This is a genomic window from Mycobacterium sp. OAS707 (assembly GCF_014873705.1).
Classification (GTDB): Bacteria; Actinomycetota; Actinomycetes; order Mycobacteriales; family Mycobacteriaceae; genus Mycobacterium.
Genome location: NZ_JADBDS010000001.1, coordinates 1,853,955 through 1,878,909 on the forward strand (window position 1 = coordinate 1,853,955; position 24,955 = coordinate 1,878,909).

Annotated in this window: 23 protein-coding genes and 1 pseudogene; 8 read left to right on the forward strand and 16 right to left on the reverse strand. The window is 64.9% G+C overall.

Annotated features, from left to right (window positions below):
* Window positions 1-5: 5 nt before the first annotated feature.
* The 6 genes from mftF to mftA all read right to left on the reverse strand — a co-directional run bounded on the left by mftF (window position 6) and on the right by mftA (window position 5,037).
* Window positions 6-1,418 (reverse strand): mycofactocin biosynthesis glycosyltransferase MftF, encoded by a 1,413-nt coding sequence (gene mftF, locus GGC64_RS09270; RefSeq protein WP_192722078.1) that lies wholly within the window; start codon window positions 1,416-1,418, stop codon window positions 6-8.
* Complete coding sequence (mftE, locus tag GGC64_RS09275) at window positions 1,415-2,158, reverse strand: mycofactocin biosynthesis peptidyl-dipeptidase MftE (RefSeq protein WP_192722079.1); 744 nt, start codon at window positions 2,156-2,158, stop codon at window positions 1,415-1,417. Before mftE ends, mftF begins: the two co-directional genes overlap by 4 nt.
* A gap of 133 nt (window positions 2,159-2,291) precedes the next feature.
* Window positions 2,292-3,485, reverse strand: a complete 1,194-nt coding sequence (gene mftD, locus GGC64_RS09280; RefSeq protein WP_192722080.1) for a pre-mycofactocin synthase MftD — start codon at window positions 3,483-3,485, stop codon at window positions 2,292-2,294.
* A gap of 3 nt (window positions 3,486-3,488) precedes the next feature.
* Window positions 3,489-4,658 carry a mycofactocin radical SAM maturase gene (gene mftC, locus GGC64_RS09285; protein ID WP_192722081.1) on the reverse strand — a complete coding sequence of 390 codons (1,170 nt, stop codon included), beginning with the start codon at window positions 4,656-4,658 and terminating at the stop codon, window positions 3,489-3,491.
* Window positions 4,655-4,960, reverse strand: a complete 306-nt coding sequence (gene mftB / locus GGC64_RS09290) for a mycofactocin biosynthesis chaperone MftB (protein WP_370582034.1) — start codon at window positions 4,958-4,960, stop codon at window positions 4,655-4,657. Before mftB ends, mftC begins: the two co-directional genes overlap by 4 nt.
* On the reverse strand, window positions 4,945-5,037 hold the full coding sequence (gene mftA, locus GGC64_RS09295; protein ID WP_192722083.1) for a mycofactocin precursor MftA: 93 nt from the start codon (window positions 5,035-5,037) through the stop codon (window positions 4,945-4,947). Before mftA ends, mftB begins: the two co-directional genes overlap by 16 nt.
* 88 nt (window positions 5,038-5,125) lie before the next feature.
* On the opposite strand from mftA, the gene mftR reads away from it, so the two are divergent.
* The 3 genes from mftR to GGC64_RS09310 are packed head-to-tail and all read left to right on the forward strand — an operon-like array spanning window position 5,126 to window position 7,602.
* Window positions 5,126-5,749 carry a mycofactocin system transcriptional regulator gene (mftR, locus tag GGC64_RS09300; protein WP_192722476.1) on the forward strand — a complete coding sequence of 208 codons (624 nt, stop codon included), beginning with the start codon at window positions 5,126-5,128 and terminating at the stop codon, window positions 5,747-5,749.
* A gap of 42 nt (window positions 5,750-5,791) precedes the next feature.
* Complete coding sequence (locus GGC64_RS09305) at window positions 5,792-6,316, forward strand: sigma-70 family RNA polymerase sigma factor (RefSeq protein WP_192722084.1); 525 nt, start codon at window positions 5,792-5,794, stop codon at window positions 6,314-6,316.
* Entirely contained in the window at window positions 6,313-7,602 is a 1,290-nt protein-coding gene (locus tag GGC64_RS09310) for a VOC family protein (RefSeq protein ID WP_192722085.1), read from the forward strand. Before GGC64_RS09305 ends, GGC64_RS09310 begins: the two co-directional genes overlap by 4 nt.
* A gap of 7 nt (window positions 7,603-7,609) precedes the next feature.
* Here the strand turns inward: GGC64_RS09310 and GGC64_RS09315 are convergent, their stop codons facing one another.
* Window positions 7,610-8,785, reverse strand: coding sequence for an NAD(P)/FAD-dependent oxidoreductase (locus GGC64_RS09315; RefSeq protein WP_192722086.1), 1,176 nt, complete (start codon window positions 8,783-8,785; stop codon window positions 7,610-7,612).
* A gap of 56 nt (window positions 8,786-8,841) precedes the next feature.
* Window positions 8,842-9,288, reverse strand: a complete 447-nt coding sequence (locus GGC64_RS09320; RefSeq protein ID WP_192722087.1) for an Lrp/AsnC family transcriptional regulator — start codon at window positions 9,286-9,288, stop codon at window positions 8,842-8,844.
* Window positions 9,289-9,401: 113 nt separating this feature from the next.
* On the opposite strand from GGC64_RS09320, the gene ddaH reads away from it, so the two are divergent.
* The 4 genes from ddaH to GGC64_RS09340 are packed head-to-tail and all read left to right on the forward strand — an operon-like array spanning window position 9,402 to window position 13,904.
* On the forward strand, window positions 9,402-10,214 hold the full coding sequence (ddaH, locus tag GGC64_RS09325) for a dimethylargininase (protein WP_192722088.1): 813 nt from the start codon (window positions 9,402-9,404) through the stop codon (window positions 10,212-10,214).
* Between the two features lie 14 nt (window positions 10,215-10,228).
* Window positions 10,229-11,473 carry an ornithine--oxo-acid transaminase gene (rocD, locus tag GGC64_RS09330; protein ID WP_192722089.1) on the forward strand — a complete coding sequence of 415 codons (1,245 nt, stop codon included), beginning with the start codon at window positions 10,229-10,231 and terminating at the stop codon, window positions 11,471-11,473.
* 17 nt (window positions 11,474-11,490) lie between these two features.
* Window positions 11,491-13,026 (forward strand): amino acid permease, encoded by a 1,536-nt coding sequence (locus GGC64_RS09335; protein WP_192722090.1) that lies wholly within the window; start codon window positions 11,491-11,493, stop codon window positions 13,024-13,026.
* Entirely contained in the window at window positions 13,023-13,904 is an 882-nt protein-coding gene (locus tag GGC64_RS09340; RefSeq protein WP_192722091.1) for a universal stress protein, read from the forward strand. Before GGC64_RS09335 ends, GGC64_RS09340 begins: the two co-directional genes overlap by 4 nt.
* On the opposite strand, the gene GGC64_RS09345 is transcribed toward GGC64_RS09340, so the two are convergent.
* From GGC64_RS09345 to GGC64_RS09360, 4 genes are all read right to left on the reverse strand, one after another.
* Window positions 13,901-14,755: a mycofactocin-coupled SDR family oxidoreductase gene (locus GGC64_RS09345; RefSeq protein ID WP_192722092.1), complete on the reverse strand. Its 855-nt coding sequence runs from the start codon at window positions 14,753-14,755 to the stop codon at window positions 13,901-13,903. The genes GGC64_RS09340 and GGC64_RS09345 overlap by 4 nt on opposite strands.
* Window positions 14,756-14,822: 67 nt before the next feature.
* A complete protein-coding gene (locus tag GGC64_RS09350; protein WP_192722093.1) occupies window positions 14,823-16,064 on the reverse strand; it encodes an arginine deiminase in 1,242 nt (413 codons plus the stop codon).
* An 8-nt stretch (window positions 16,065-16,072) separates the two neighbouring features.
* The gene (locus tag GGC64_RS09355) at window positions 16,073-17,515 is read right to left on the reverse strand and encodes a basic amino acid/polyamine antiporter (RefSeq protein ID WP_192722094.1); all 1,443 of its coding nucleotides are present in this window, start codon (window positions 17,513-17,515) and stop codon (window positions 16,073-16,075) included.
* Between the two features lie 59 nt (window positions 17,516-17,574).
* Window positions 17,575-18,411: an SHOCT domain-containing protein gene (locus tag GGC64_RS09360; RefSeq protein WP_192722095.1), complete on the reverse strand. Its 837-nt coding sequence runs from the start codon at window positions 18,409-18,411 to the stop codon at window positions 17,575-17,577.
* Window positions 18,412-18,544: 133 nt separating this feature from the next.
* Here GGC64_RS09360 and GGC64_RS09365 point away from each other — a divergent pair.
* A pseudogene (locus GGC64_RS09365) lies at window positions 18,545-19,675 on the forward strand (MFS transporter); the annotation flags it as partial.
* Between the two features lie 65 nt (window positions 19,676-19,740).
* Here the strand turns inward: GGC64_RS09365 and GGC64_RS09370 are convergent.
* The 4 genes from GGC64_RS09370 to tuf all read right to left on the reverse strand — a co-directional run bounded on the left by GGC64_RS09370 (window position 19,741) and on the right by tuf (window position 24,909).
* Window positions 19,741-20,667, reverse strand: coding sequence for a cutinase family protein (locus tag GGC64_RS09370; protein ID WP_370582060.1), 927 nt, complete (start codon window positions 20,665-20,667; stop codon window positions 19,741-19,743).
* A gap of 139 nt (window positions 20,668-20,806) precedes the next feature.
* Complete coding sequence (locus GGC64_RS09375; protein ID WP_192722096.1) at window positions 20,807-21,748, reverse strand: hypothetical protein; 942 nt, start codon at window positions 21,746-21,748, stop codon at window positions 20,807-20,809.
* Between the two features lie 175 nt (window positions 21,749-21,923).
* Entirely contained in the window at window positions 21,924-23,183 is a 1,260-nt protein-coding gene (locus GGC64_RS09380) for a hypothetical protein (protein ID WP_192722097.1), read from the reverse strand.
* 535 nt (window positions 23,184-23,718) lie between these two features.
* Complete coding sequence (gene tuf / locus GGC64_RS09385; protein WP_015304990.1) at window positions 23,719-24,909, reverse strand: elongation factor Tu; 1,191 nt, start codon at window positions 24,907-24,909, stop codon at window positions 23,719-23,721.
* Window positions 24,910-24,955: the final 46 nt, after the last annotated feature.

Below are 24,955 nucleotides of genomic sequence, written 5' to 3' on the forward strand. Positions count from 1 at the left end.
TCGTATCAGGTCCGGATCTGGGGTTTGAGCGCGCCGGCGTGCCGTTCGCGCACCACCCCGGTCCATAGGCCGGCACCGTACGCGATGTCGTCGAGCCGCTTCAGCAGTATGTAGGTCAGCAACCCGACTCGCTTGGTGTCGTCGTCGACGTTGCCGTTGCGGGTGATCCAGTCCACCACCCCGTCGACCACGGCTGCCACGAGCACCACCTGGCGACAGCGCCTGGACAACAGGGCGGCGATCAGGGCGACGGGCCAGTAGTGCCGACAGATCGCGGAGGCCAGTTGCAGGGCCGCCGACCACAGGCCGTGCGCGGCGACGACCGCCACCTCCTTGGGTTCGGTCTCGACCGTGCTCAGCGAATTGGCGATGCGCCGGCCGGTGATGGCCGCGACGATCATCGACGCCAGGTAGCCGATTCCCGAACCCATTGCGAGCAGGATCCACACCACCAACGTCCATCCGGAGATCACCAGAGGCGCGGTCTTGCCGGGATGCCGGATCGACAAGGGAGCGGCCGATTCACCGTAAAAAGACTTGCGCGCGAACCACTCTCGCATTTGGGTGCGATGGTCGTGGGCGACAAGCGCGATGGGTTCGTACCGCAGTCGCGCACCCGCCTCGATGAAGCGCCAACACAGGTCGACGTCCTCACCGGACTTCAGCGTCTCGTCGAAGCCGCCCAGGTCCTTGATCACGGCACGGCGGCAGATGATGGCCGCGCTGGGGACGTAAGACACCGTGCCGTACGGCACGACCGGGGCCTCGCGTAGCCCGAGGTCCAGAGACGAACGCACCGCCTCGTAGCGCGCCACCAGGTTGTCGGCCTGGCGCAACCCGACGATGCGCGGGGCGACCAACGCGACGGCAGGATCGCAGAAGTGTCCGAGCAGCGCCTCGAGCCACCCGCGCCTCGGCACGACGTCGGAATCCAGAAAGGCCACGAAGTCGGTGTTGCACGCCGCCAGCCCGGTGTTGCGCGCAGCGGCAGGCCCCTTGCTGCGCGGGTGGCGCAGCACTTGAATGTCGCAGTGCATGTCGGCGAAGTCGCTCTGCTGCACGGGTGTGGCCGACCCGTCGTCGACTACCACGACGCGCATGCCGCGCAGTGTGCCGATCAGACGAAGAAGGCCAGAGAAGTTGTCCCGCACCGGAATAACGACCGTGACATCGCGATGGGACGGTCCACTGGCGGGTCGCGGATGGGCTACCGTCGCGTCAAGCAGGGTGCGCGCGAGCTGTGCGCTGACCGCGTCGTGCACCTCGAGCCTGCCGCCGTTGAGCATGGTCTGCGCGGCGGGCGCCAGCCGCAGCAGCCGGGTCGGCGAACCGCCGAGCAGGGCGGACCCCTCTCCGAGCACCTTCACCCGGCGATCGACCTGAACGGCGAAGCCGTCGGGCAGCCGCGGTCCCGTCATGTCAGCATCCCGTCGCGGTTGGGCGTCCAGGCGACGATACGCCGCAAACAATCCTCGATCATCGCCAGGTAGATCCGCTCCCCGTCTTGGGCCGTTGCCGTCGTCGGATCGCCGAGTACGCCGAGTTCGCTGACGGCGGCCACGCCGCCCTGACGCAACTGTGGCATCAACTGGGACAGCGGCGCACTGTTGCCGGGGAGCAGTTCATCGGTCCAGACGTCTTTCGGCGAAATATGTAGCAATACAGACGTTTCGGTGTGGCCGGCGTGGGCGTCGGCGTCATTCGCCGTGCACGAAACCCAACCCGCGTCGCGGCCCTCGTAGCGAAGCAAAGCCACCGCGGCCGCGAGCGCCTCGACGTTTCCGCCGTGTCCATTGACGAATACCAATCGCGATGCCCATCGCGAGGCTGACCGGCCGAACTCCACGAGCAACAGCCGCAGCGCTGACGTGCCGATCGACACCGTGCCGGGGAAGCCCTCGTGCTCGCCGCTGGCGCCGTAACCGATCGCGGGCGCCAGGGCCCAGTTGGATTCATTTGCCTCTGCCAGCCGCTCAGCAACCGATGAAGCGACGGCGGTGGCGATCCGGGTATCGGTATCCAGCGGCAGATGCGGTCCGTGCTGTTCGACCGACCCTACCGGGATAATCAACGCTGGCGACGTGCTCTGAAGCTGTCTCGACGTTGAGTTCGCGAGGTCGGCAGGGAAAGCCACCCGCCGATGGTAGGCCGAATTCACCTGGCGTGCGCCAATTGTTGGCGCATGCGCAGCAATTGATTTCCCTGAATTTTCCTCGGCCGCCTCAGCGCAGCCACGCCAGCCCCCTCCGCCACGTCTGTACCAGGATCTTCGGCCCCGCCCGGTTTGCCCGTCAGGAATCGGCGCCTGGGGGCACCCCGAGCGCGCGGGTGAAGCCCGGTGGGACGAGCACGTCGCCGGCAACAAGATCATGGACCGACGCGCGGCCGAGGCCCATCAATGCCGAGTCGATGCCGCCGCGCAGGACGTCGAGTACGTTCTCGACCCCAGCTTGACCGTTGGCCGCCAGGCCCCAGAGGTAGGCCCGGCCGATCATCACCGCGCGCGCGCCGAGCGCGAGCGCCTTCACCACGTCGCTGCCGCGCCGGATGCCGCCGTCCAACAACACCTCGACCTGGTCGCCGACGGCATCGGCGATCACGGGCAGCGCCCTTATTGACGCCGGTGTGCCGTCCAGGTTGTTGCCGCCGTGGTTGGATACCGAGATTGCCGAAACACCGGCATCCACAGCACGTTTCGCGTCATCGACGCGCATAACGCCCTTGAGCATGAACGGCCCGCCCCACAGCTCGCGCAGCCAGGCGATGTCCTCCCACGTGGGTGGAGGCGTGCCCATCCATTCGCCGTATGCCTGGAAGAACGGCGGGCCAGTTTCACCGCGCGCCGCCTGGTTCGGCACACAAAGGTCGGGCGGCCGGACGTTCCTGGCCCATTGCATCGAATAGCGCGGCCGTCTCACGAGCTCTGGCAGCATCGAGACGATCGTGCCAAGGCTCATCTTCTCGGGGATCTTCGGGCTGCCCCAGTCGCGACCGTGCGAGAAGCTCCAATCGGTGGTGACGATGAGCCCGACGGCCCCCGCCTCCCGTGCCCGTTGCACCCGCGCAGCGATCGCGTCACGTCCGCCGAGCCAGTACACCTGAAAGAACAACTTGGGGTTGGCGGCAATGACCTCTTCGATCGGCTTGCTCGCAAACGACGAAAGGCCCATCGCGGTGCCGCGGGCGGCTGCCGCCCTCGCAACCGCGACCTCACCGTCGGGATGTACGGTCTGCACACCGGTAGGTGAAATCAGGACTGGCAACGAGATCTCTTGTCCCATAACGGTCGTCGCGAGATCACGCTTCTCGATTGCGCCGATGACGTGCGGGGCGAAGCCGAGCTCGCCAAAAGCCTCGACGTTGCCGCTGACCGTCATCCCCTTCTCGCTGCCCGCAACCAACGCACCATAGACGGACTTGGGCAGCCGCTTCTTCGCGCGCTCCTGCGCGATGGCGACGGTTTCGAACCATTTGTCGCGAGCCATGACCTATACCGGACTTTCATTGCAGGGCCTCGCGGGCGGTTTGGTGAGCAGTTTCAGCATCACGGGAGCAGCGCGGGAATGGTCGACGCTCGACTTCGGCTTCACCCGGTCCCGCGCCAGCGCCGGAGCGCCGTAGCCCTCAACGCATTCGGGGTCGGGCCCGTCGAGCGGCAGGCCCGTGAAGAACTTCGCGGCCATGCAGCCGCCGCGGCAGCTGTCGTAGTGCCCGCAGCTGCCGCACGCCCCGGCCGACTGCGGTTCCCGCAGCTCCCGAAACAGCGGCGCGTTCTTCCACACGTTGTCAAAACCGCCATCGGACAAGATGTTTCCGGCAAGGAAGCGGTCGTGGATGGCGAACGGGCAGGCGTAGACGTCACCGACCGGGTCGATCAGGCACACCACGCGGCCGGCGCCGCACAGGTTGAGCCCGGCCAGCGCGCCCGGCTCGCCAAGGCCCGACAGGTGGAAGAAGGAGTCGCCGGTGAGCACCCGGTCGCCCTTGGCCACCAGCCAGTCGTAGAGCTGGACCTGCTGTTCGGCAGTCGGATGCAGTTCGTCCCATACGTCAGCGCCGCGGCCGGACGGACGCAGCCGGGTGATCCGCAGGGTCGCACCGTAACGCGCTGCGAGAGCGGCGAATTCGTCCAGCTGGTCGACGTTGTGGCGCGTCACCACGACCGAGATCTTGGCATCCTTGAAGCCGGCCGCAGCCAGGTTCTCCAACGCCCGCGTCGCCATCGCGAACGAGCCTGCCCCGCGTACGGCGTCGTTGACCTCGGCGGTCGCACCATCGAGCGAGATCTGCACATCGACGTAATCGCTTGCCGCCAGCCGGTTTGCGACCTCAGGGGTGATGCGCACACCGTTCGTGGAGAACTTCACCCCGACGTGATGTGCCGTCGCGTAGTCGACGAGTTCCCAAAAATCAGGCCGCACAGTCGGTTCGCCGCCGCCGATGTTCACATAGAACACCTGCATGCGCTCGAGCTCGTCGATGATGTCCTTGCACTGCTGCGTCGTCAGCTCGCGAGGGTCGCGCTTGCCCGACGACGACAGGCAGTGCACACATGACAGGTTGCAGGCGTAGGTGAGCTCCCACGTCAGGCAGATCGGCGCGTCGAGTCCGTGCTCGAACTGTTCGACGAGCCGAGGTACCGGAGCCAAAGACGTCATGCTTCTCCCGTCACGAGCATGTTGGACTGGGCGAGCACGCCGAGTGCGTGCAGATACGGCGCCTGTTGCGCGTCGTCGATCCCCGCGGCTCGGCAAGCCGAGCGAGCGTCGGGGTGGTCGCCAATCGAGTTGACCACCTCGACGATCGTCCGGTTTTTCAGGAACGACAGCTTGCGGGTGCCGAAGTGATAGAGCAGCGCACCGAACGGCTCCGGCCGCACCGCCACTTGGCGATGCAGCCGCCAGCTGACATCCGGATCGAACGCCACGACAGGCGACGACACGGTCAGTAGACCCCGCACATCCCGTCGATCGACACCTCTTCGACCAGCGTCTCGGTGACGAGTTCTTCGGCTTCGACCTGCTGGTTCGGCTCCATGAGCAGCACCTTTCGTATGGTTGGGTCTCGACAGTGTGACCGAGGTCGCAATAATATGGCATCCAGTGCCGAAATGGAAGGGGTGGTGATGCGGCCGGTATCCCAGCACCGGGTGGGCCGGCGACGCTCCACGACCACCGACCACATCTCCAACGTCGCGATCGACCTGTTCGCGGCGCGCGGCTTCGACGAGGTCAGCGTCGATGACGTCGCCGAAGCCGTTGGCATCGCCCGTCGCACGCTGTTTCGCTACTACCCGTCCAAGAACGCGCTGCCGTGGGGCGATTTCGACGCACACCTCGACCACATGCGCGATCTGCTCAATGAGCTGGAACCCGACGTACCCGTCAAAGAGGCGCTGCGCACAGCGTTGTTGGCGTTCAACAGCTTCGACGACCAGGAGACCGCACGGCACCGGCAACGCATGCGGGTGATCCTGGAAACCGCTGCACTGCAGGCTTATTCGATGACCATGTACGCCGGCTGGCGCGCGGTCGTCGCCGCTTTCGTGGCGCAACGGCTCGGGGTGAAGGTCGAAGACATCGTGCCGCAGACGGTCGCGTGGACCATGCTCGGCGTCGCGCTGTCGGCCTACGAGAACTGGCTGGCCGACGAGTCGGTGTCCCTCGCTCAGGCGCTTGGCGCCGCGTTCGACACCGTCAGCGATGGGCTAGCCGCACTGGATGTGAAACGGCGCCCGAAAAATTCGTGATTGAGGCGTCGGAGTTGGCGCCGCGGCGGCGACGATAAGGGTGTGAGCGCCGAACCGAACGGCAACGACGCTCCGCAGACCCTGCTGGCGCTGTACGACGATGCCCTCCCGGTCGTATACGGGTACTTCGTCCGGCGCTGCGGCGACCGCGGAACCGCCGAGGATCTGACCTCGGACACCTTTCTGGCGGCGATGGATGCTGCCCGCAAGGAAACGCCTCCCCCGATGACGATCCCGTGGCTGCTGGGGGTGGCGCGCCACAAACTCGCCGACCACTACCGGCGTCGGCACGACCGGTTCAGCGTGCCGGTGGCCGAACTTCCAGAAGCGGTGGATCCCGCCGACGGTTGGGATGCGGCGCTGGATCGCATAGTCGCCGAAAGCGTGCTCGCCAGACTGCCTGAGCAGCATCGCACGGTGCTGGCGCTGCGCTACATGGACGACTGCTCGGTGCCGGAGTGCGCCGAGTTGATCGGCCGCACCGTCCACGCGACGGAGGCGCTCTTGGTGCGGGCCAGGCGCGCCTTCCGATCTCACTATCCGGAGCCGGAAGGAGGGAAGCCATGAACAACAACACAGATCCGCTGACCGTGCTTCATGGCGACGAGCTTCCCGTCCAACCCGATCCGGAGTTCGCGGCCCGCCTTCGTGCCCGCCTGGAATCCGCTGTGACCTTTTTCGGGTCCCAACCCAACAGAACCCAAGGAGTCCTCATGAGTGGCACCGACACCGCCCTTGCCGAGCTCAACGAGCCAACCGTTGCGCCACCCCCACGTGCGGCGGCGCTGCCGTACCTGGCCGTTGCCAACGCGCGCGATGCCATTGCCTGGTACGTCGACACATTCGGCGCCGCAGTGGTGGGCGAGCCGTACGAGATGGACGACGGTCGCATCGGCCACGCCGAACTCGCAATTGGCGGAGGCGTGCTGTACCTGTCCGACGAGTATCCGGCCCTCGGGGTGAAAGCACCTGCACCACAAGCGACTTCGGTCAGCTTGATGCTCCACGTATCCGATACCGATGCCACGCTGGAACGCGCCAGGGAGCGGGGTGCGCAGGTGCAACGGGAAGCGTACGAGAACTACGGCGGCCGCAATGCCACGATCATCGACCCGTTTGGTCATCGCTGGATGCTCAGCGGACCGGTGACCGGCGCGGCCATTCCGATCCAGCACGGCGACGTCGGCTATGTCTCGGTCTGGACGCCGGACGCCGACCGGGCGGCGGCGTTCTACGGCCACGTGCTCGGGTGGATATACGACCCGCAGACCCACGAGGTCACCAACACCACGCAACACATCGGCATCTACAGCGTCGCCAGTCCTCAGGGCATGCTCTGCTGCTATGCCGTTGCCGATCTGCAGGGCGCGCGCCGGGCGATCCTCGACGGCGGCGGCGCCGTAGGTGAGGAGCAACAGTTCGACTTCGGCACCGTGCTCGACGCCACCGACCCGCAGGGTATTGCATTCGCGGTGTTCCAGCCAAGGGCCGGCGAACCGCGACCTGCGCTCAACGGCGCTGGGCCGGGCGAACTTTCGTACATCACTTACGAAGTGCCCGACTCGGCGGCATTCAGGTCGTTCTACAGCGGCGTGCTGTTCTGGACCTTCGAACCGGGCCGCATCGACGACGGTTGGGGCGTGCAGCAGACCCATCCGATGGCCGGTGTCGCGGGTGGCGGCGCGACAGCGGTGACCGTGCCGATGTGGACGGTCGAAGACATCGACGCCGCGGTGGCCCGGGTACGCCAGGCCGGCGGCACGATCATCGAAGAGCCCTCACAGCAGCCTTACGGGAAGATGGCGCAGTGCACCGACGACCAGGGCACGCGCTTCTACCTCGGCGAGTTCTAGTGATTGCTCAGCCGAGGACGTCGGCGATGGGTGCGCCCGCGGCGATCTTGTTGCGGGCCTTCATCACCTTGCCCGGCATCCCGCCACCGACGACACCGGCGACCACACCGTCGCGCTCGTAGAACGCCAGGAACTTGCGGCCGTCGTCCTCGACGATGTGCACCGTGTCGGTGGCCTCGGGCTCACCGAGGCACTGGATCTTGACGTCGTACTGATCGCTCCAGAAGTACGGCACGGTGACCGTGGCCGGTGCGTCCTGGCCGAGCATCGCGGGCACCAGCGCACGCGCCTGGTCAGCGACATTGCTCCAATGTTCCACGCGCACTTGGTGTCCCACCGGATGGCGCCACGATGCCACGTCCCCGATCGCCCACACGTGCGGGGTAGCGGTACGGCCGACTTCGTCGCAGACCACGCCGTTGTCGACCTCGATGCCGCTGCCCTCGAGCCAGCCGGTGGCTGGTGTCGAGCCGATCCCGACCACGACGATGTCCGCATCGAGTTCGGTGCCGTCGCTCAGCTTGACGTTCTCGACCTTGTCGGTGCCGTGTACTTCGGCGACTCCGATGCCGCAGCGCACGTCGACGCCCTCGGCCTGGTGCAAGCGGGTGACCAACGCGCCGATCTGCTCGCCGAGCACCGAGGCGAGTGGAGTCGGTTGCGGTTCCACCAAGACCACGTCCACGCCGAGCTTGCGCAGACTGGCCGCCACCTCGCAGCCGATGAACCCGGCGCCGACGACGACGGCCTTGGTCGCCGAGTCCGCCTCGCTGCGCAGCTTCAGGCTTTCATCGAACGACCGCAGCACGTGGATGCCGGGGAGATCGGGGAACGACGGAATCCGCTTGGGCACCAGGCCTGTCGCGATGATCAGTTCGTCATAGCCGATCGAGCTGCCGTCGGCCAGTGTCACCGTCTTCGCCTCGGTGTCCACCGATCGAGCGGCCTTACCGAGCAACATGGTGATGTCGTGCTCGGCGTAGAACTCGGCGGGTTTGAGGGTGACATCGTCGGTCTCGGCGCGCAGCACCTCCTTCGACAGCGGCGGCCGGTCGTACGGCAGATGGTCTTCGTCGCTGACGATGGTGATCGCACCGGTGTACTCCGAGCGACGCAGTTGCTCGGCGGTGCGCGCGGCCGCCAGGCCTCCTCCGACGATGACGACGCCCCCACTGATAGCCATGCGCAGTTCTTACACGATCACTTGATGGTTGTGACTGCCACCCTGCGGTTGAGGTCTTAGCCCCGCATTCGATCGATGATGTTGGTGAGTACGACGATGCTCTCGCTGCGCTCGACGTCGGCGGCCGAGCGGATCCGTTCCAGCGCCTCCTCGAGGTGGCGCATGTCGCGGGCGAGCACGTGCAGGATCGCGTCGGCGGTACCGGTGACTGTCGCGGCGCTCACGACTTCGGGTATGTCGATCCACGCCTTGCGCAACTCATCCGGGGCGATGGTGCCGTGCCGGAACACCTGCACGTAAGCCTCGGTGTTCCAGCCGAGGGCATTGCGGTCGACGACCGTGGTGAACCCGCGGATGACGCCGGTGTCGAGCATGCGGTCGACCCGCCGTTTCACGGCGGGCGCGGACAGGTTCACCCGTCCTCCGATCTCGGCGTATGTCGCCCGCGCATCCTCGGCCAATTCGGCGAGAATGCGCTCGTCGGTGTCGTCCAGACGCTCCATGACCACCTCCACGCAACAAACTGCCGTATTTTTCAGTTTGACACAATAGATCGCTGGGTTATACGCAACAGACGGCGATTGATTGCAAAATCTCCACCTTATACCGTCTAATCATGACGTTTACGCGCACGGCGCGCCCCCGCCACTACGCCATGACGGCACCGACCTTCTTCGCCGTCGAGTACGCCATCAACCCGTGGATGGATACGTCGACGACCGTCGACACCCACGTCGCGATGAATCAGTGGGAGAGCCTGCGGCAGACGTACAAGGAACTCGGCCACACCGTGGAGTTGATCGAACCCCTCGCCGGCCTGCCCGACATGGTGTACGCCGCCAACGGCGGCCTGGTGGTCGGTGGCGCGGCGGTGGTGGCCCGGTTCGCCTATCCGCAGCGTGCGGGCGAGTCGGTCGCGTACGCCGAATGGATGACACGCCACGGTTTCGGGCCAACGCAGACGCGCCACGTCAACGAGGGCCAGGGCGATCTGCTCGTCGTCGGCTCAATCATCTTGGCGGGCTATGGATTTCGCACCGAGCTTGCTGCGCACGCAGAAATCGCCGCGCACGTCCGGATGCCGGTGGTGAGCCTCGAGTTGGTCGATCCGCGGTTCTACCATCTCGACACCGCGCTCGCTGTGCTCGACGACACCACGGTCGCGTACTACCCGCCGGCGTTCAGCGCCGAGGCACGGGTGAGGCTGCGCGAACTGTTCCCGGATGCGATCGAGGTAGCCGACGCCGACGCGAACGTGCTCGGCCTCAACGTCGTCTCCGATGGGCTCAACGTGGTGATGCCCGCGGCGGCAACTGGTTTTGCCGAACAGTTGCGGATGGCCGGATTCCGGCCGATCGGGGTCGACCTGTCCGAACTACTCAAGGGCGGCGGATCCGTCAAATGCTGCACGCTGGAGGTACATCCGTGACCATCCTCGAATCCATGAGCGCTACCGACAATGCGATCGCCCTCGACGGCCGCTACGTCGCCCACAACTACTCCCCGCTGCCGGTGGTGGCGGCCAGCGCTGACGGCGCGTGGATCACGGACGTTCAGGGGCGCCGCTACCTGGATTGCCTGGCCGCCTACTCGGCGGTCAACTTCGGGCATCGCAACCAGGAGATCCTGGCCACCGCGCACGCACAACTCGACGCGGTGACCTTGGTCAGCCGCGCCTTCCACTCCGACCGCCTCGGCCCGTTCTGCGAGGCGCTGGCCGACTTGTGTGGCAAAGACATGGTTCTGCCGATGAACAGCGGCGCCGAGGCTGTCGAAAGCGGCATCAAGGTGGCTCGCAAGTGGGGTCACGACATCAAGGGCGTCCCAGCCGATAAGGGCAACATAGTGGTGGCGCACAACAACTTTCACGGCCGCACCACCACGATCATCAGTTTCTCCGACGACGAGACCGCCCGCCGCGGCTTCGGTCCGTACACCCCCGGCTTCCTGGCCGTGCCCTTCGGTCCCGACGATACGCAAGCCGATGCGATGGCAGCCGCCATCGACGATGAGACCGTCGCAGTGCTGATCGAGCCGATCCAGGGCGAGGCCGGCATCATCGTCCCGCCCGCCGACTACCTGCAGCGGGTGCGCGCACTGTGCACCGAGCGCAACGTGCTGATGATCGCCGACGAGATTCAATCGGGCCTCGCCCGCACCGGTCGCACTTTCGCTTGCGACCACTTCGGCGTCGTGCCCGACATCTATCTGCTCGGCAAAGCCCTTGGCGGCGGCGTGGTTCCGGTGTCGGCAGTGGTGGCCAACAGCGAAATCCTTTCGGTGCTGCATCCGGGTGAGCACGGCTCGACGTTTGGTGGAAATCCGTTGGCCGCAGCGATCGGCACGACGGTGGTAGCCATGTTGCAGCGCGGCGAATTCCAGTCTCGCTCAGCAGAATTGGGCGATCGCCTGCATGCTCGGTTGCGTGCACTGATCGGGCAGGGTGTGGTCGCGGTGCGCGGCATGGGCCTGTGGGCCGGTGTCGACATCGAGCCGTCGTTGGCCACCGGCAAACAGATCAGCCTGAGGTTGGCCGAACGCGGTGTGCTGGTTAAGGACACGCATGGCTCAACGCTGCGCTTCGCACCTCCGCTGGTCATTACGGCTGAGGAAATTGACTGGGCGATTGATCAGTTCGCCGACGTTTTGGCCGAGTCAGGTTCACACTTGACTCGCAGTTCAATCTAGGCACCACAGGAGGCGCCATGACCGCTCCACCGTTAAGCCTCTCCAAGCAATTGTTCCGTCGCAGGCCCGTGATCGGCGCGCCGGTCGCGCACGGTGCCTCGGATCACCTCAAACGAAGTATCGGCACATTCCAGCTCACGATGTTCGGGGTTGGCGCCACCGTCGGCACGGGCATCTTCATCGTGCTCCAGCAAGCCGTGCCGAAAGCTGGCCCCGCCGTGCTGGTCTCATTTGTGATCGCAGGTATCGCCGCTGGACTGTCCGCGATCTGTTACGCGGAAATGGCGTCGTCGGTACCGGTGTCGGGGTCGACCTACTCGTACGCCTACTCGACCATGGGGGAAGTCGTGGCGATGGGCGTGGCCGCCTGCCTGCTGCTCGAGTACGGCGTTTCGATGTCGGCTACGTCGATCGGTTGGAGCGGCTACCTGAACGAACTCCTGAACAATCTGTTTGGGTTCCAAATACCACACGCGTTGACCGCAGCACCTTTGGGAGAAGATCCCGGGATCATGAATCTGCCGGCGATGATTCTCATACTCATGTGCGCGTTGCTGCTGATCCGGGGTGCCAGCGAGTCGGCGATGGTCAACAGCATCATGGTGATCATCAAGCTGGGCGTGCTTGCCTTGTTCGTCGCAATCGCGTTCACGGCATTCACAACCGATCACTTCGCTGGCTTCTGGGACAAGGGTTTCGCCGGGATCACCGCCGGGGCGAGCACGATTTTCTTCACGTTCATCGGACTCGACGCGGTGTCCACCGCCGGCGACGAGGTCAAGAATCCACAGAAGACGATGCCGCGGGCGATCATTGGTGCTCTGGTCGTCGTCACGAGCATCTACATCCTGGTGGCCTTCGCCGGCCTCGGTACACAGTCAGCTGACGAATTCGGATCCGATGAGCAATCCGAAGCCGGGCTGGCGGTGATCCTGCAGAACATCCTCCACGGCCAGACGTGGGCCGCCACCGTGCTGTCTGCCGGCGCGGTGATTTCGATCTTCTCGGTGACGCTCGTTGTGATGTACGGCCAGACCCGCATCCTGTTCGCGATGGGTCGCGACGGTTTGCTGCCTGCGATGTTCGCCAAGGTCAATGCGCGCACCATGACTCCGGTCAACAACACGATCATCGTGGCCGCGGTCACCGGGATTTTGGCCGGCTTCGTGCCACTCGACTACCTGTGGGACCTGGTGTCGATCGGGACGCTGGTCGCCTTCATCACGGTTTCGATAGGCGTGATCATTCTGCGAGTCCGCGAGCCCGACCTGCCCCGCTCGTTCAAGGTCCCGGGCTACCCGGTGACGCCGATACTGTCGGTGATCGTGTGCGGCTGGGTGCTGTGGGGCCTGCCGCGAATCACCTGGCTCTGGTTCGCCATCTGGGTCACCGCGGTACTGACCTTCTACTTCCTGTGGAGCCGTCGCCACAGCGCGCTCAACGACGGCGGCGACGGCTACATTCCGGGCCAGGTTCCCGGTGATGACGACGTCATGTTCGTCGAAGAGCCTGCCGACCATCACTTCGTCACCAAGCACACGGACGAGCCGTGACCGTCGCAGTCGGCTATCTGGCCGGCAAGTGCGGCACGTCGCCGCTGTACCTTGCCGCGGAAGCGGCGAAGACCCTGAAGACGTCGCTGACGGTCGTCACCGTGGTTCCGCGACCGTGGATGACGCCGTCACTGGGTCGGGTCGACGCCGAATACGCCCAGTACGCAGAACAATTGGCTGCGAACTCGGCCAAGCAAGCACAAGAGTGCATCGACTCGATCGCCAGTGGACTCGAGGTGAATTACCACAAAGTCGCCCACCGGTCGGCGTCCGGCGGGCTGTTGGACGCGGCGTCGAAACTCGAAGCCGACGTGCTCATCCTGGGGTCGGCATCCGGCGGCAGCCTCGGCCAGGTGGTGGTCGGATCGACGGCAGATCGGCTGTTGCACTCGTCGCCGGTGCCCATGGCGATCGCACCACGCGGCTATCGAGGATCGAAATCCGGTGGGCTGACCCGGATTACCGCTGCATACCCGGGCACTCCGGAGACTCTGCACGTGGTTGAGCGGGTTGCCGCGCTCGGTGAGCGGCTCGGCGTGCCGATGCGCGTCGTCACGTTCGCCGTTCGTGGCCGCACCATGTATCCGCCGGAGGTGGGGCTGAGTGCCGAGGACTCCATCCTTGACCAGTTGGCAGCCCATGCGCGAGAAACGCTGGCGCAGTTGAAGACCGACGGCGTGGTTGGCAAGGACGTGGAGTTGGCCGTGGTCACCGGCAACGGCTGGGACGAGGCATTGGACGCGGCCGACTGGCAGGACGGTGACCTGCTGGCCATCGGCACCTCGCCGGTTGGCGGCATCGCGCGGGTGTTCCTCGGTTCGCGCGGCTCAAAGATCCTGCGGCACAGTCCCGTTCCGGTGTTGGTGTTGCCGGGCTAGTACTTCATGGTGCCGCGGTCGACGGCGATCTGGCTACCCGAGATCGTCCTCGACCCGTCACCGGCCAGCCAAGCCACCACGTCCGAAACCTCTTCGGCCGTCATGAATTCCTGCAGGCCCTTCTTGCCCTCGTGGTTGACCGGGTGATACGGCATCGGCGAGAAGCTGGGCAGGTACTGCGGGTATTTCGAGAAGATGGCCATCATCGCCTCCTTCTCCACCATCGGCGTGTCGATCGAATACGGGTGGATCGAGTTGACCCGAATCCCATACTCCCCCACCTCGATCGCCAACGCGTTGGTCAGTGCCACGACACCGTGCTTGGACGCGGAGTAATGCCCATTGCCCGGCGTGGCCTTCAGACCGGCCGACGAGCTGACGATGATGATGGACCCGCCGTTGCCCGCTTCGATCATCGCGGGCACCGCGGCGCGGATGGTCCGCCACGTGCCGTTGAGGTTGACGTCGATGACGGTGTCCCACTGAGCCTCGGACATCTCGAACATCCGGCCCCAGCTCAGCACGCCGGCGTTGGCCACGACGATGTCCAGACGGCCGAACTGCTCGACACCGTCGGCCACCACCTGCTGCAGTGCGGCCAGGTCGCGAATGTCGACCTGACGCGCCAACACCTTGCGACCGGTGGCCTCGACCGCGGCCACGGTCTCGGCCAGCTCCTCTGGAGTAGCCAGCGGATAGGTGATGGTCTCCGAGACCGGGCCGCAGATGTCGATCGCGATGATGTCGGCACCCTCGTTGGCCAGCTTGATCGCGTGCGCCCGGCCCTGGCCGCGCGCGGCCCCGGTAATGAATGCCACTCGGCGTTGGAGGCTGCCGCTCGATGCCGTCACCGCTGCTCCTTTCGTGAGCTTGCGGACCAGGCTAACAGCAGAACTGGAACGTGTTCTAGTACACCCGTCAGGCGGGGTCGCGGATCAGCGGACACGTCATGCAGTGGCCCCCGCCGCGGCCGCGGCCGAGCTCCGCGCCGACGATGGTGATCACCTCGATGCCAGCCCGGCGCAGCAGAGTGTTCGTGTGGGTGTTGCGGTCGTATGCGAACACCACCCCCGGTTCTACGGCAACGAGGTTGTTGCCGCTGTCCCACTGTTGGCGCTCCGAGTCGTAGGCGGATCCGCCCGTCTCGACCACCCTCAACTTGCCGAGCCCGAGCGCAGCGGCCACCACCTCGACGAACGGCTTGTTCGCCTCGACAACCTCGACGCTGATGTCGTTGTCGGTTGGGTGCAGCGTGAAGGTCTGCAGGGCGTCGACGATATCGGGATAAATGGTCACCACGTCGCGATCGGCGAAGGTGAAGATGGTGTCCAGGTGCATCGCCGCCCGCAGCTTGGGCATGCCAGCGACGATCACCTGCGTCGCGGCCTCTTCGGCGAACAGCCGGGACGCCACCTGGGTGATCGCCTGCCGCGATGTGCGTTCGCTCATCCCGATGATGACCACGCCGTTGCCAGGCACGAGCACGTCGCCGCCCTCGATTGTGGCCATGCCCCAATGCTTTTCGGGATCACCCCACCACACCTTGGAGCCGACGAAGTCGGGGTGGAACTCGTAGATCGCCTTCATCAGCAGGGTCTCGTCATGTCGCGCAGGCCAGAACAACGGATTGAGCGTCAGCCCGCCATAGATCCAGCAGGTGGTGTCGCGCGTGTAGAGCGTATTCGGCAGGGGCGGCATCAAATACTCTGTGACACCGGTACTTTCGCGTGCCAGCGCGCGGTAGCCCGATTGCAGTTCCTTGGGCAGGTCGCGGGTGGACATGCCGCCGATCAGCAACTCGGCGAGTTGGCGCGGCTGCAGCGAATCCAGGTAGCCGCGGGTGTCGTCGACAAGTCCGAGGCCGACCTCGTTCGGGACGATCTTGCGGTCAAGCAGCCAGTCCCTGCCCGCCGGGATCTCCATGGTTTCGGTGAGCACGTCGTGTAGTTCGACCACCTCCACGTCGCGGTCGCGCATCTTGTCGATGAAGTCGAAGTGGTCGCGACGGGCGTTCTGCACCCACAACACGTCGTCGAACAACAAGTCGTCACAATTCGTTGGGGTGAGGCGCTCATGCGCCAAGCCGGGCGAGCACACCAGCACCTTGCGCAGCTTGCCGACCTCGGAGTGAACGCCATAGCTGGCAGACGCATTCGTCACGACTACTCCTAGATTTCGATCGCCCCTGTAGCCAAGGACACCACACCCGCGACCGCCCCGAGGACGATCACCCCGAACAGCACCGCTTCGGCGGGCCTGAACACCCGCAGACCGCGTTCCCGGCGCGCTATGAAGTAGAGCGCTGCGGCCGGTGCGTACAAGATGCACGACAGGAGAAGCTTGTCGACTCCGGCCGCAGAAACCAGGAACAGGGTGTACGCCGTCGCCACCGCGGCGATGATCATGTCTGGCACAAGCGACTTTCCGGCGTCGTAGGTCTCTCGCGTGATCGTCAACTTCAGCGCGTACGCCGCCGCCAGCAGGTACGGAATGAGAGACAACGCGGCGGTGAGGTCCAGCATGAAATCGAGCGCGTCAGCGGCGAACAGCAGCGCGACAAGCAACAGTGAAATCATGCAGGCGGCCATGATCAATGCGGTCACCGGCGCACCGTGGCGATTGGTCCGGGCCAGGAACCGCGGCATGTCCTCACTTTTGGCGGGAATGTAGAGGACCTCCGCGGCCATCAACGTCCACGCGAGATACGCGCCAAGCACCGAAACGATGACGCCGACGCGGATGACGATCGACCCCCATGGTCCGACGATCGATTCCAGCACGGCGGCCATCGACGGCTGACTGACGCCAGCCAACGTGCTCTGGGGCATCACGCCATACGACACCAATGTCACCAGCGCGAAAACGCTGAGCACGCTCAGGAAGCCGATGACCGTTGCTCGCCCGACGTCCTCACGCCTGCGCGCCATTCGCGAGTACACGCTCGCGCCCTCGATGCCGAGGAACACGAACACGGTGATCAGCATCGTGCCCCTGGCTTGGTCGAACACGGAGGCAGCCGAGTAGTCTTTGTCGCCCCAGAAATTGTCGGCAAAGACATCAGCCTTGAACGCGATGATCGCGATCACGATAAACATCAGAATCGGCACGACTTTGGCAATGGTGACAACGTAATTGATCACCGCCGCGTCCTTCACGCCACGCATCACAAGGAAGGCGAACAGCCAAACCCCGACGGCCGACACCACGACCGCGAGGACCGTGTCGCCCGCCCCGAGTCCGGGTATCAGCGCGCTCATGGTCGCGGTGATCACCACCCAGTACGACGTGTTGCCTGCGCACGCCGACGCCCAATATCCGATCGCCGAATTGAAGCCGACGTAGTCGCCGAATCCGGCCTTGGCGTAGGCGAAAATGCCGGCGTCCAGTTCAGGCTTGCGCATCGCCAAGCGCTGAAACACGAAGGCCAGCATCAACATTCCGGTGCCCGCGATGGTCCACGCGATGATCGCGCCGACCACACCCGTCTCGGCGCCGAACCGGCGGGGTAATAGGAAGACCCCGGAGCCGATCATCGAGCCGACGACCATCGCGGTCAGTGTTGGGAGACTGACCTTTTCGGTTACCTTTTCCGGTTGCTCCGTCGCCGTCATGACAGTCGCAACAAGACTATGCGACTCAGGTGAACGGCATTGAGGATTCTACGATCCGGCTACAGATCGGAGAGGATCTGCTGGCGCTTTGCGTTGTATTCGTCGTCGGAGATCGCGCCGGTGGCGCGCAACGTCTCCAGCTCTTGCAGCCGCTGTGCGGTGGTCGGCTCTGGCGCGGGAGCAGGGGCAGGCGCATAGGGCGCCCCGGCGGGGGCAGGAGCGGCGGGGGCCTGCTGGGCCGCCGCGGCGCGCCGGACAACGGCCTGCACTTGAGCGCGGGCCGCGGGGTTCGAGCGCAGGTCGATCATGTTGTTCAGACCGATGCCGTTCGCCTTGAGGATCTGCAGGATCTCCATCAGCGGGCCGGCCTGCCCGCTGAGGTCGTATGTTCTGTTGTCCTCGGCGATGGTGAAGTTCGCAGGCATCACGCCAGCGACCAAAGCGCTTCGCTCCCAATCGATTTGGTACTCATTGGTAGCAGGGTCAACGAGCGCGACCAGTTTGCGGCTGGTGATCATCGGCAGCCGCGTGATCGACGCGATCACCCGGTCCTGGGTGGCGAACGGGTTGATGCCGGGGCCTGAGATCTGCAGGTCGATCTTCACCAACGGCTGCTCGTTGATGCGGGTGCCGGTTTCATGGATGCCGACGACCTGTGCCAGTGCCAGGACGCCGCTCTGTTCGAGCGCCTGGGTCTTGGCGGCCGACTTTGCGCCGAAATTCGCCAGCGCCAACGCGATCAGCACGTCGGCCACGGTGATGAGCAGGCCGACCCAGAGCATCCAGCTCATGATGCTCATCTGGCCGAGCGCGAAGTAGACCGCCAAAAAGATCGGACCGACGAGACCGCCAAAGATGAGCACCGTGATCTGGGACTTGATGTACCGCCCTAACATCTGCCACGCTCCTGTCGTTTGCCAGCTTCGCGTGTCAGATTAGCGCCAATCCGGCGATTGTGAGCCGTATCGTCGGGCCGTGAGCGCGAGGGGCGAATCTGTGCGTTACCGGTGGATCCTTGCGGCCGTCTCGATGGCGCTGTTCTGCGTGCAAATCGACTACTTCGCCATGAATCTCGCGCTTCCCCGGATGGCGCTCGATCTGAAAACCACCACGCCCGACCTGCAATGGGTGATCAGTGTTTACATGCTCGCGCTGGGCGCCTTCATGGTGCCCGCGGGCCGTATCGGCGATATCTTCGGCCGCAGGCGCGCGCTGCTCGCGGGCGTTGCGCTGTTTGGAGTGGCGTCGGCGCTGTGCGCATTGGCACCGACAGCGGGACTGGTCATCACCTTTCGCGCTCTGCAGGGCGTCGGTGCGGCGCTGATCTTTCCGGTTTCCGTGAGCGTGCTGACCAATGCCTTTCCGGCCTCGCGCGCCAGTCATGCGATCGGGTTGGCTTACGGCATAGCGGGATTGGGCAATGCGGCGGGCCCGTTGATCGGCGGGCTGCTCACCGAGACAATCGGCTGGCGCTGGATATTCTGGCTGAACGTACCGCTCACGCTTGCCGTGCTGGTCATAGCGGCCCGGTTCATCACGGAGTCGTATGACGAGTCGGTGCCGCGTCGCATCGATGTTGCAGGGTTGGCGCTGATCACCGCCGGAATTGGCTTGTTCACGTTGGCATTTGACCGAGGCCCTACGTGGGGGTGGCTTTCGGCGCCGACGGTTGTCGCGTTCGGGTGCGCGTTGGCGGCACTCGCGGTGTTCGTCGCCGTCGAGAACCGCGTGCGCTGGCCATTGGTGGATCTGTCGCTGGCCCGCAACGCACGGTTCACCGTCTTGGTCATCGCAGGCACCGTGGCGAACGTCGCTTACGGAGTGACGATCTTCTTGTCGACGATGTACCTGCAGCAGGTGCGCGGACTCGATCCGCTGGCAGCAGGACTGGCCTTCCTCGGACCGTCGGCGGGCGCCGCGTTGGGCGGCGTATTGGCGGGCCGGCTCGCGGCCAGCCGGCCGCCGGTCCTCGTGATGGGTGCGACGACGGTCGCCGCAGCGCTGTCGCTTGCGGCGCTGGGCGCGTCGCACAGCTGGGTCCTGTATCTACCCGCGCTGAGCGCGTGCGGATTCACGCTGGGCTTGGTCTACGCGTTCACTACGGTCGCGACTCAAGCGGTGGTGCGCACCGAGCGCGCGGGCGAGGCAGCCGGTGTGACCCTCACAGCGTTGGTCACGCTTGCCGGTGTCGGCGTTGCGGTATCGGGAACGGTGCTCGAGATGCTTCAGCGGGTCGGGATGTCGCCTGCCGGTGCCATTGACGCCATCGTCGTGGTGCTGGCTGCGCTGTTGCTGCCCGCCGGTGTGGTGGTGCTGTCGATTGCATGGGTATCCAAACCGGGCACCTGAGGCGCCGGACCGAGCAGGAAGTACAGCGGCGCGGTCCAGGCCAGGCTCTGCGTCTGGCCCACGCCGTAGCTGGTGTGGACGGCGACGCGCCGTGCATACGCCGCTTTGGAGTCATCGGCGTCTTCGTCGTAGTCGCAGACCGCGTCGTTGAGATTGCAGACGCTGATGGTGCGCGCGCCGAGTTCCGGAGCCAGCGGTGCGGGCGCGTGAGCCAGGATCGGCCAATCCTGGGCGACACCCTTGCCGCGCTCGGGGATTCCGCTCGCGGTGCCCAGGTTGAGGGTGGGATCCTCGGGCCGCCGGTCACCGTCGGCGATCAGCAGCACCGCAGTGAGGTTCGGGCTGCCCGCAAGCGCGGCCAAGTTCCGGTGCACGACCATGGCGCCCTGCGAGTAGCCGGCCAACACGACCTTGGAGGTCGGGCACTGCGCAACGAACGTGGCGTACTGCTCGCCAAGAGCCTTGGCACCCGCGTCGACGCTGCCCATGAAGCCGAGCCACGCCCCGACGCCGCCGTTGTCGTCGGGAACCGGCACCGCCGGATAGTCGACGGCCTCAGCGGTCATCGTGCGGCCGTCCTGTTGCAGCTGCGACGACAGATCGGCAAGGGATTGATTGACCACCCGGCCCATGCCGTTATATGTGGTCAGATCCGCGCCTGTGCGTTCGCCGGATCCGGCGGCGCCGATCCAGTGCACGTCCGGGCAGCCGGGCGCAGCTGAGGCAGTGGCGGCCGAGACGCCGGCGAATACGGCACTGGCGGCGGCTGCTGCGCAGGCAAGCGTTGTGACACGACGAAACATGGAACCCCAACCCTTCTCCGGCCCTACCAGGACCTTCGGGAGGTTCATCGTCCCTACCTGCGCACGCGTTACACGTGTCACAATGAAGCGCTGGGCCGCCGACGGTACGGTCGACGGCCCAGCGCAGTCCGGGTTATCGCTAGCCGCTGCTACCGCCGCTGCTGCTGCCGCCGCTGCTGCTGCCGCCGCTGGTCCCGCCGGTGCTGCTACTACTGGAGTTGCCGTTACCACTCGAGGTGTTCGAGCTCGAGTTGTTGTTCGACAAGTTGCCAGATCCCACGCCGGAAGCACTGGTGGTGGCATTGCCGCCGATCGCGGTGCCTCCCGTCGCGCGTCCGCTTGTCGCGGTTCCCGAGTTGGTGGCCGAGCCGCCGGTCGCTGCTCCACCCGTGGAACTGCCGCTGGTGACGGAGCCGCTCGTGGCTCCTCCGCCTGCGCCTCCGGTGGCGTTGGCCTCGCCGCCAGTCTGGTTGGTGTTCACATCGCCACCGGTGGCGTCGCCGGTAGTTCCACCGGTCGCGCTGTTTGCACCGCCGGCGGCGGTATTGCCCGCTGCCGTATTGAGAGCGTTCGTCTGGGTTGCCGCAGCGACTTCGGCAGCGGTGCCGCCGAGCGCCGCGTTTGCGGCGGGGCCGCCGACGCCCGCTCCATTGAGGTTCGCGCCGCCCAGCGCCGCCCCCAGGCCTCCGATGCCGCCCACCGCCGGATTGATGCCGACCGCCGGGTTGACCGCCGCGCCTCCGACCGCCAGCCCGCCGATCGGCACACCGGCTTCAGTGGCAGTGCTGAGAGCGGGGCCACCGACCGCGTTGCCGCCAACCGCAGGAGCCGCGTTGGCCACCGTGGCGACCCCGAGGCTGAAGAGGTTGAGCTGCGCGTTGAGGATATTGCCCGTACCGAGGGCAAGCTGATTGGAATTGCCATTTCCACTGGTGCCGATGACAAGATTGTTGCCGCTCGCAATGGGGGTGTTGTTTCCGCTCAACAGCCACCAACTGGAATCGGTGTCGGCATACGCCGTCGGTGAATTCATTGTCATGAGCGCGCCGAATCCAATGGCGCTGCCGGCGACGGCGCTCATCGCAATCGCACGATTGAGCTTCACTGGTATCGGCGATTTGCGTGTCTTGCGATGCTTATTCATTTCTGAAAGTCCTTCTTGTGTCGACGTTGTTCGGTTGTCGTTTGTGATGCAGTGCGACACTCAGCGACGACACTGCCGATTGCGTTCACTTCATTCGCACCTCCTGCTCACCTCACCCCGCTCCTGAACCGCCTGCGCCTCCCGAGCCAGCTGAATCGCCGGAACCGGAGGTTCCGCTTGTGCCGGAAGTCCCGCTTGTGCCAGAGGTTCCGCTGGTACCCGATGTGCTGCTGGTACCTGATGTCCCGACGGAACTCGTTGTGCTGCTGCCACTTTCAGTCGCAGTGGACGTAGAGGAGCTGACCTGGCCGGAGGTTCCCGCCGAAGACGTCGACGTGGGGGTCGTGCTGGATGTGGTGAGCTGACTGCCGGACTGGCTGCCACTGAGCTCCGCCGGACGAGGACTCAGGCCGATGTCCCCGATACTCGTCTGGGGGTTGTCGACATTGCTCGTACCGACCGCCGTCTGATTGGTGTTGCCATTGCCGGTGGAACCCGTCGATATGACGCTGCCCGACCCGCCGACCGTCGTTTGGCTGTTATTGCCGTTACCGGTCGCTTCGTTTGTGACCGCCGTGTTGTTGCTTTGATTTGAGCCGCCAATGCTCACTTGGGGGTTCGTTATGTTCGACGTGCCGACTGCGGTTTGAGTGGTGTTTCCGTTGCCGGTCGCACCACCGAGGAAACCTCCCCACAGCCGGGTGACGGCTCCCAGAAGTCCACCGGCTTGCGTCACGGCAGCCTGGCTGTAGTTCCCGTTGTTCTCCGCGAGATTGGTGATCGCGGTGTTGTTGCTGACGTTCGGGCCGAAGATGCTGAACTGCGGATTGACGATGTTGCCCGAGAAGAACGCGAACTGAGTAGCGTTGCCGTTTCCGGTCATTCCACCGAACCAGCCCGGCCACAGTCCAGGGACCGATGTCACCGAGGCGGCGGTGTTGTTGCCGTAACCGCTGGCGACGTTGGTGTTCGTCGTGTTGTTGCTCAAATTTCCGCCGAAGAGGCTGGTTTGCGGATTGAAGATGTTGAACGACAGGAAGCTGATCTGGGTGACGTTGTTGACGGGGCCCTGCGCGGCTCCGCCGATCACGAGCTCTTGATTCCAAAAGCCCTCGATGAACTGGGTGATCGGGTTGTTGAAGAGCGGATTGTTGACGAGCGGATTGTTGAAGGTACTGGTCGTGCCGTTGTCACCGGTCGAGTTGTTGCTGACGTTGGGACCGAGCAGCCCCAGCTGCGGATCGAAAATGTTGCCCTGAACGAGGTTGACCCGAACCTCGTTCGTGCTGCCGTTTCCTGCCGTGGAGCGAAACACGATGGTCAGCGCCTGGACGGTCGGGGTCGCCATCTCCACGGCCGCGCCGATGCACATGCATGCACCGCCCACCACCACCACGCGCGTCAGCGTGGATCGTTTACGAGGCTGTCTATGCGCGCCCGTAGTCGTCTCTTGTTGCAGGCCATAGCCGCTACACCGTGTCATCGGCGTTCCCCATCCCGCGTACCCGAAGCTGGAAGAACTCGCTTACGCAGACGTTAAAACTTTGCTAGCTAATGTGTCAAGGGTCACATCTGCCAGGGATGGGTGCGGACACTGCGGTTTTGGCGAAGATCACGGCGCGCAGGCGGTGGCCAGATAGCTGCCGCCCTAGGTCACAATATCCACGTATAGCTGCAGTTATTCGGGTTTCACCGGTCGCCGCTGCGGCGTTGACGCAAGCGGTAATTCTTGCACAAGCAAACTAACTAAGCTGATAATTAATTTTTACGTTCGAGCAAAATTATCGGTTCCGCTGTTAACTCACGTGGGAGTTGGTAGGGTGCGGCTGCCAACACCAGCTCGCGCACAACACGAAAGCGGCGCCCACCGGAAAGGTGAGCGCCGCTTTGCGGTACTAAGTGTCAGATCACTTGATGATCTTGGTAACCCGGCCGGCGCCGACGGTACGGCCACCCTCGCGGATCGCGAATCGCAGGCCCTCGTCCATGGCGACTGGCTGGATGAGCTTGACGGAAATGTCGGTGTTGTCACCGGGCATGACCATCTCGGTGCCCTCCGGCAGCGTCACCACACCGGTCACGTCGGTGGTGCGGAAGTAGAACTGCGGACGGTAGTTGTTGAAGAACGGCGTGTGGCGGCCGCCCTCGTCCTTGGACAGGATGTAGACCTGGCCCTCGAACTCGGTGTGCGGCGTGGTGGTGCCGGGCTTGATCACAACCTGACCGCGCTCGACGTCCTCACGCTTGATGCCACGAAGCAGCAGACCGACGTTGTCACCGGCCTGGCCCTGATCGAGCAGCTTGCGGAACATCTCGACGCCGGTGACCGTGGTCTTGGTGGTCTCGGGACGGATGCCGACGATCTCGACTTCCTCGTTCACGTTGACCACGCCGCGCTCCACACGACCGGTGACCACGGTGCCGCGGCCGGTGATCGTGAAGACGTCCTCGACGGGCATCAGGAACGGCTTGTCGGTCTCGCGAACCGGATCCGGGATCGACTCATCGACCGCGTCCATGAGCTCCTCGACGGACTTGACCCACTTCTCGTCGCCCTCGAGCGCCTTCAGCGCGGAAACCCGGATGACCGGGGCATCCTCGTCGAACTCCTGGGCGGCCAGCAGCTCGCGGACCTCCATCTCGACGAGCTCGATGAGCTCCTCGTCATCCACCGCGTCGGCCTTGTTCAGGGCGACCAGGATGTAGGGCACACCAACCTGGCGGGCCAGCAGCACGTGCTCACGGGTCTGCGGCATCGGGCCGTCGGTCGCGGCGACTACCAGGATCGCGCCGTCCATCTGGGCGGCACCGGTGATCATGTTCTTGATGTAGTCGGCGTGACCGGGGGCGTCGACGTGCGCGTAGTGACGCTTCTCGGTCTGGTACTCCACGTGGGAGATGTTGATCGTGATACCGCGCTGACGCTCTTCAGGCGCATTGTCGATCTGGTCGAATGCGCGCGACTCGTTCAACTCGGGGTACTTGTCGTGCAGAACCTTGGTGATTGCTGCAGTAAGCGTGGTCTTGCCGTGGTCAACGTGACCGATGGTCCCGATGTTGACGTGCGGCTTCGTCCGCTCGAACTTCGCCTTCGCCACTGTGTTGTCCTCCTGGACTGTGTTGGTGCTTGTTGTAAAGCAGGTT

Excerpts from the sequence above, each read along its gene's own strand:
- mftF (WP_192722078.1), bottom strand. The coding sequence starts at position 1,418 with ATGACGGGACCGCGGCTGCCCGACGGCTTCGCCGTTCAGGTCGATCGC.
- mftD (WP_192722080.1), bottom strand. The coding sequence starts at position 3,485 with ATGGCTCGCGACAAATGGTTCGAAACCGTCGCCATCGCGCAGGAGCGC.
- mftC (WP_192722081.1), bottom strand. The coding sequence starts at position 4,658 with ATGACGTCTTTGGCTCCGGTACCTCGGCTCGTCGAACAGTTCGAGCAC.
- mftA (WP_192722083.1), bottom strand. The coding sequence starts at position 5,037 with ATGGAGCCGAACCAGCAGGTCGAAGCCGAAGAACTCGTCACCGAGACG.
- mftR (WP_192722476.1), top strand. The coding sequence starts at position 5,126 with ATGCGGCCGGTATCCCAGCACCGGGTGGGCCGGCGACGCTCCACGACC.
- GGC64_RS09310 (WP_192722085.1), top strand. The coding sequence starts at position 6,313 with ATGAACAACAACACAGATCCGCTGACCGTGCTTCATGGCGACGAGCTT.
- GGC64_RS09315 (WP_192722086.1), bottom strand. The coding sequence starts at position 8,785 with ATGGCTATCAGTGGGGGCGTCGTCATCGTCGGAGGAGGCCTGGCGGCC.
- GGC64_RS09320 (WP_192722087.1), bottom strand. The coding sequence starts at position 9,288 with ATGGAGCGTCTGGACGACACCGACGAGCGCATTCTCGCCGAATTGGCC.
- ddaH (WP_192722088.1), top strand. The coding sequence starts at position 9,402 with ATGACGTTTACGCGCACGGCGCGCCCCCGCCACTACGCCATGACGGCA.
- rocD (WP_192722089.1), top strand. The coding sequence starts at position 10,229 with ATGAGCGCTACCGACAATGCGATCGCCCTCGACGGCCGCTACGTCGCC.
- GGC64_RS09335 (WP_192722090.1), top strand. The coding sequence starts at position 11,491 with ATGACCGCTCCACCGTTAAGCCTCTCCAAGCAATTGTTCCGTCGCAGG.
- GGC64_RS09355 (WP_192722094.1), bottom strand. The coding sequence starts at position 17,515 with ATGACGGCGACGGAGCAACCGGAAAAGGTAACCGAAAAGGTCAGTCTC.
- GGC64_RS09360 (WP_192722095.1), bottom strand. The coding sequence starts at position 18,411 with ATGTTAGGGCGGTACATCAAGTCCCAGATCACGGTGCTCATCTTTGGC.
- GGC64_RS09370 (WP_370582060.1), bottom strand. The coding sequence starts at position 20,667 with ATGTTTCGTCGTGTCACAACGCTTGCCTGCGCAGCAGCCGCCGCCAGT.
- GGC64_RS09375 (WP_192722096.1), bottom strand. The coding sequence starts at position 21,748 with ATGAGCGCCGTCGCCGGCAGCGCCATTGGATTCGGCGCGCTCATGACA.
- GGC64_RS09380 (WP_192722097.1), bottom strand. The coding sequence starts at position 23,183 with ATGTGCATCGGCGCGGCCGTGGAGATGGCGACCCCGACCGTCCAGGCG.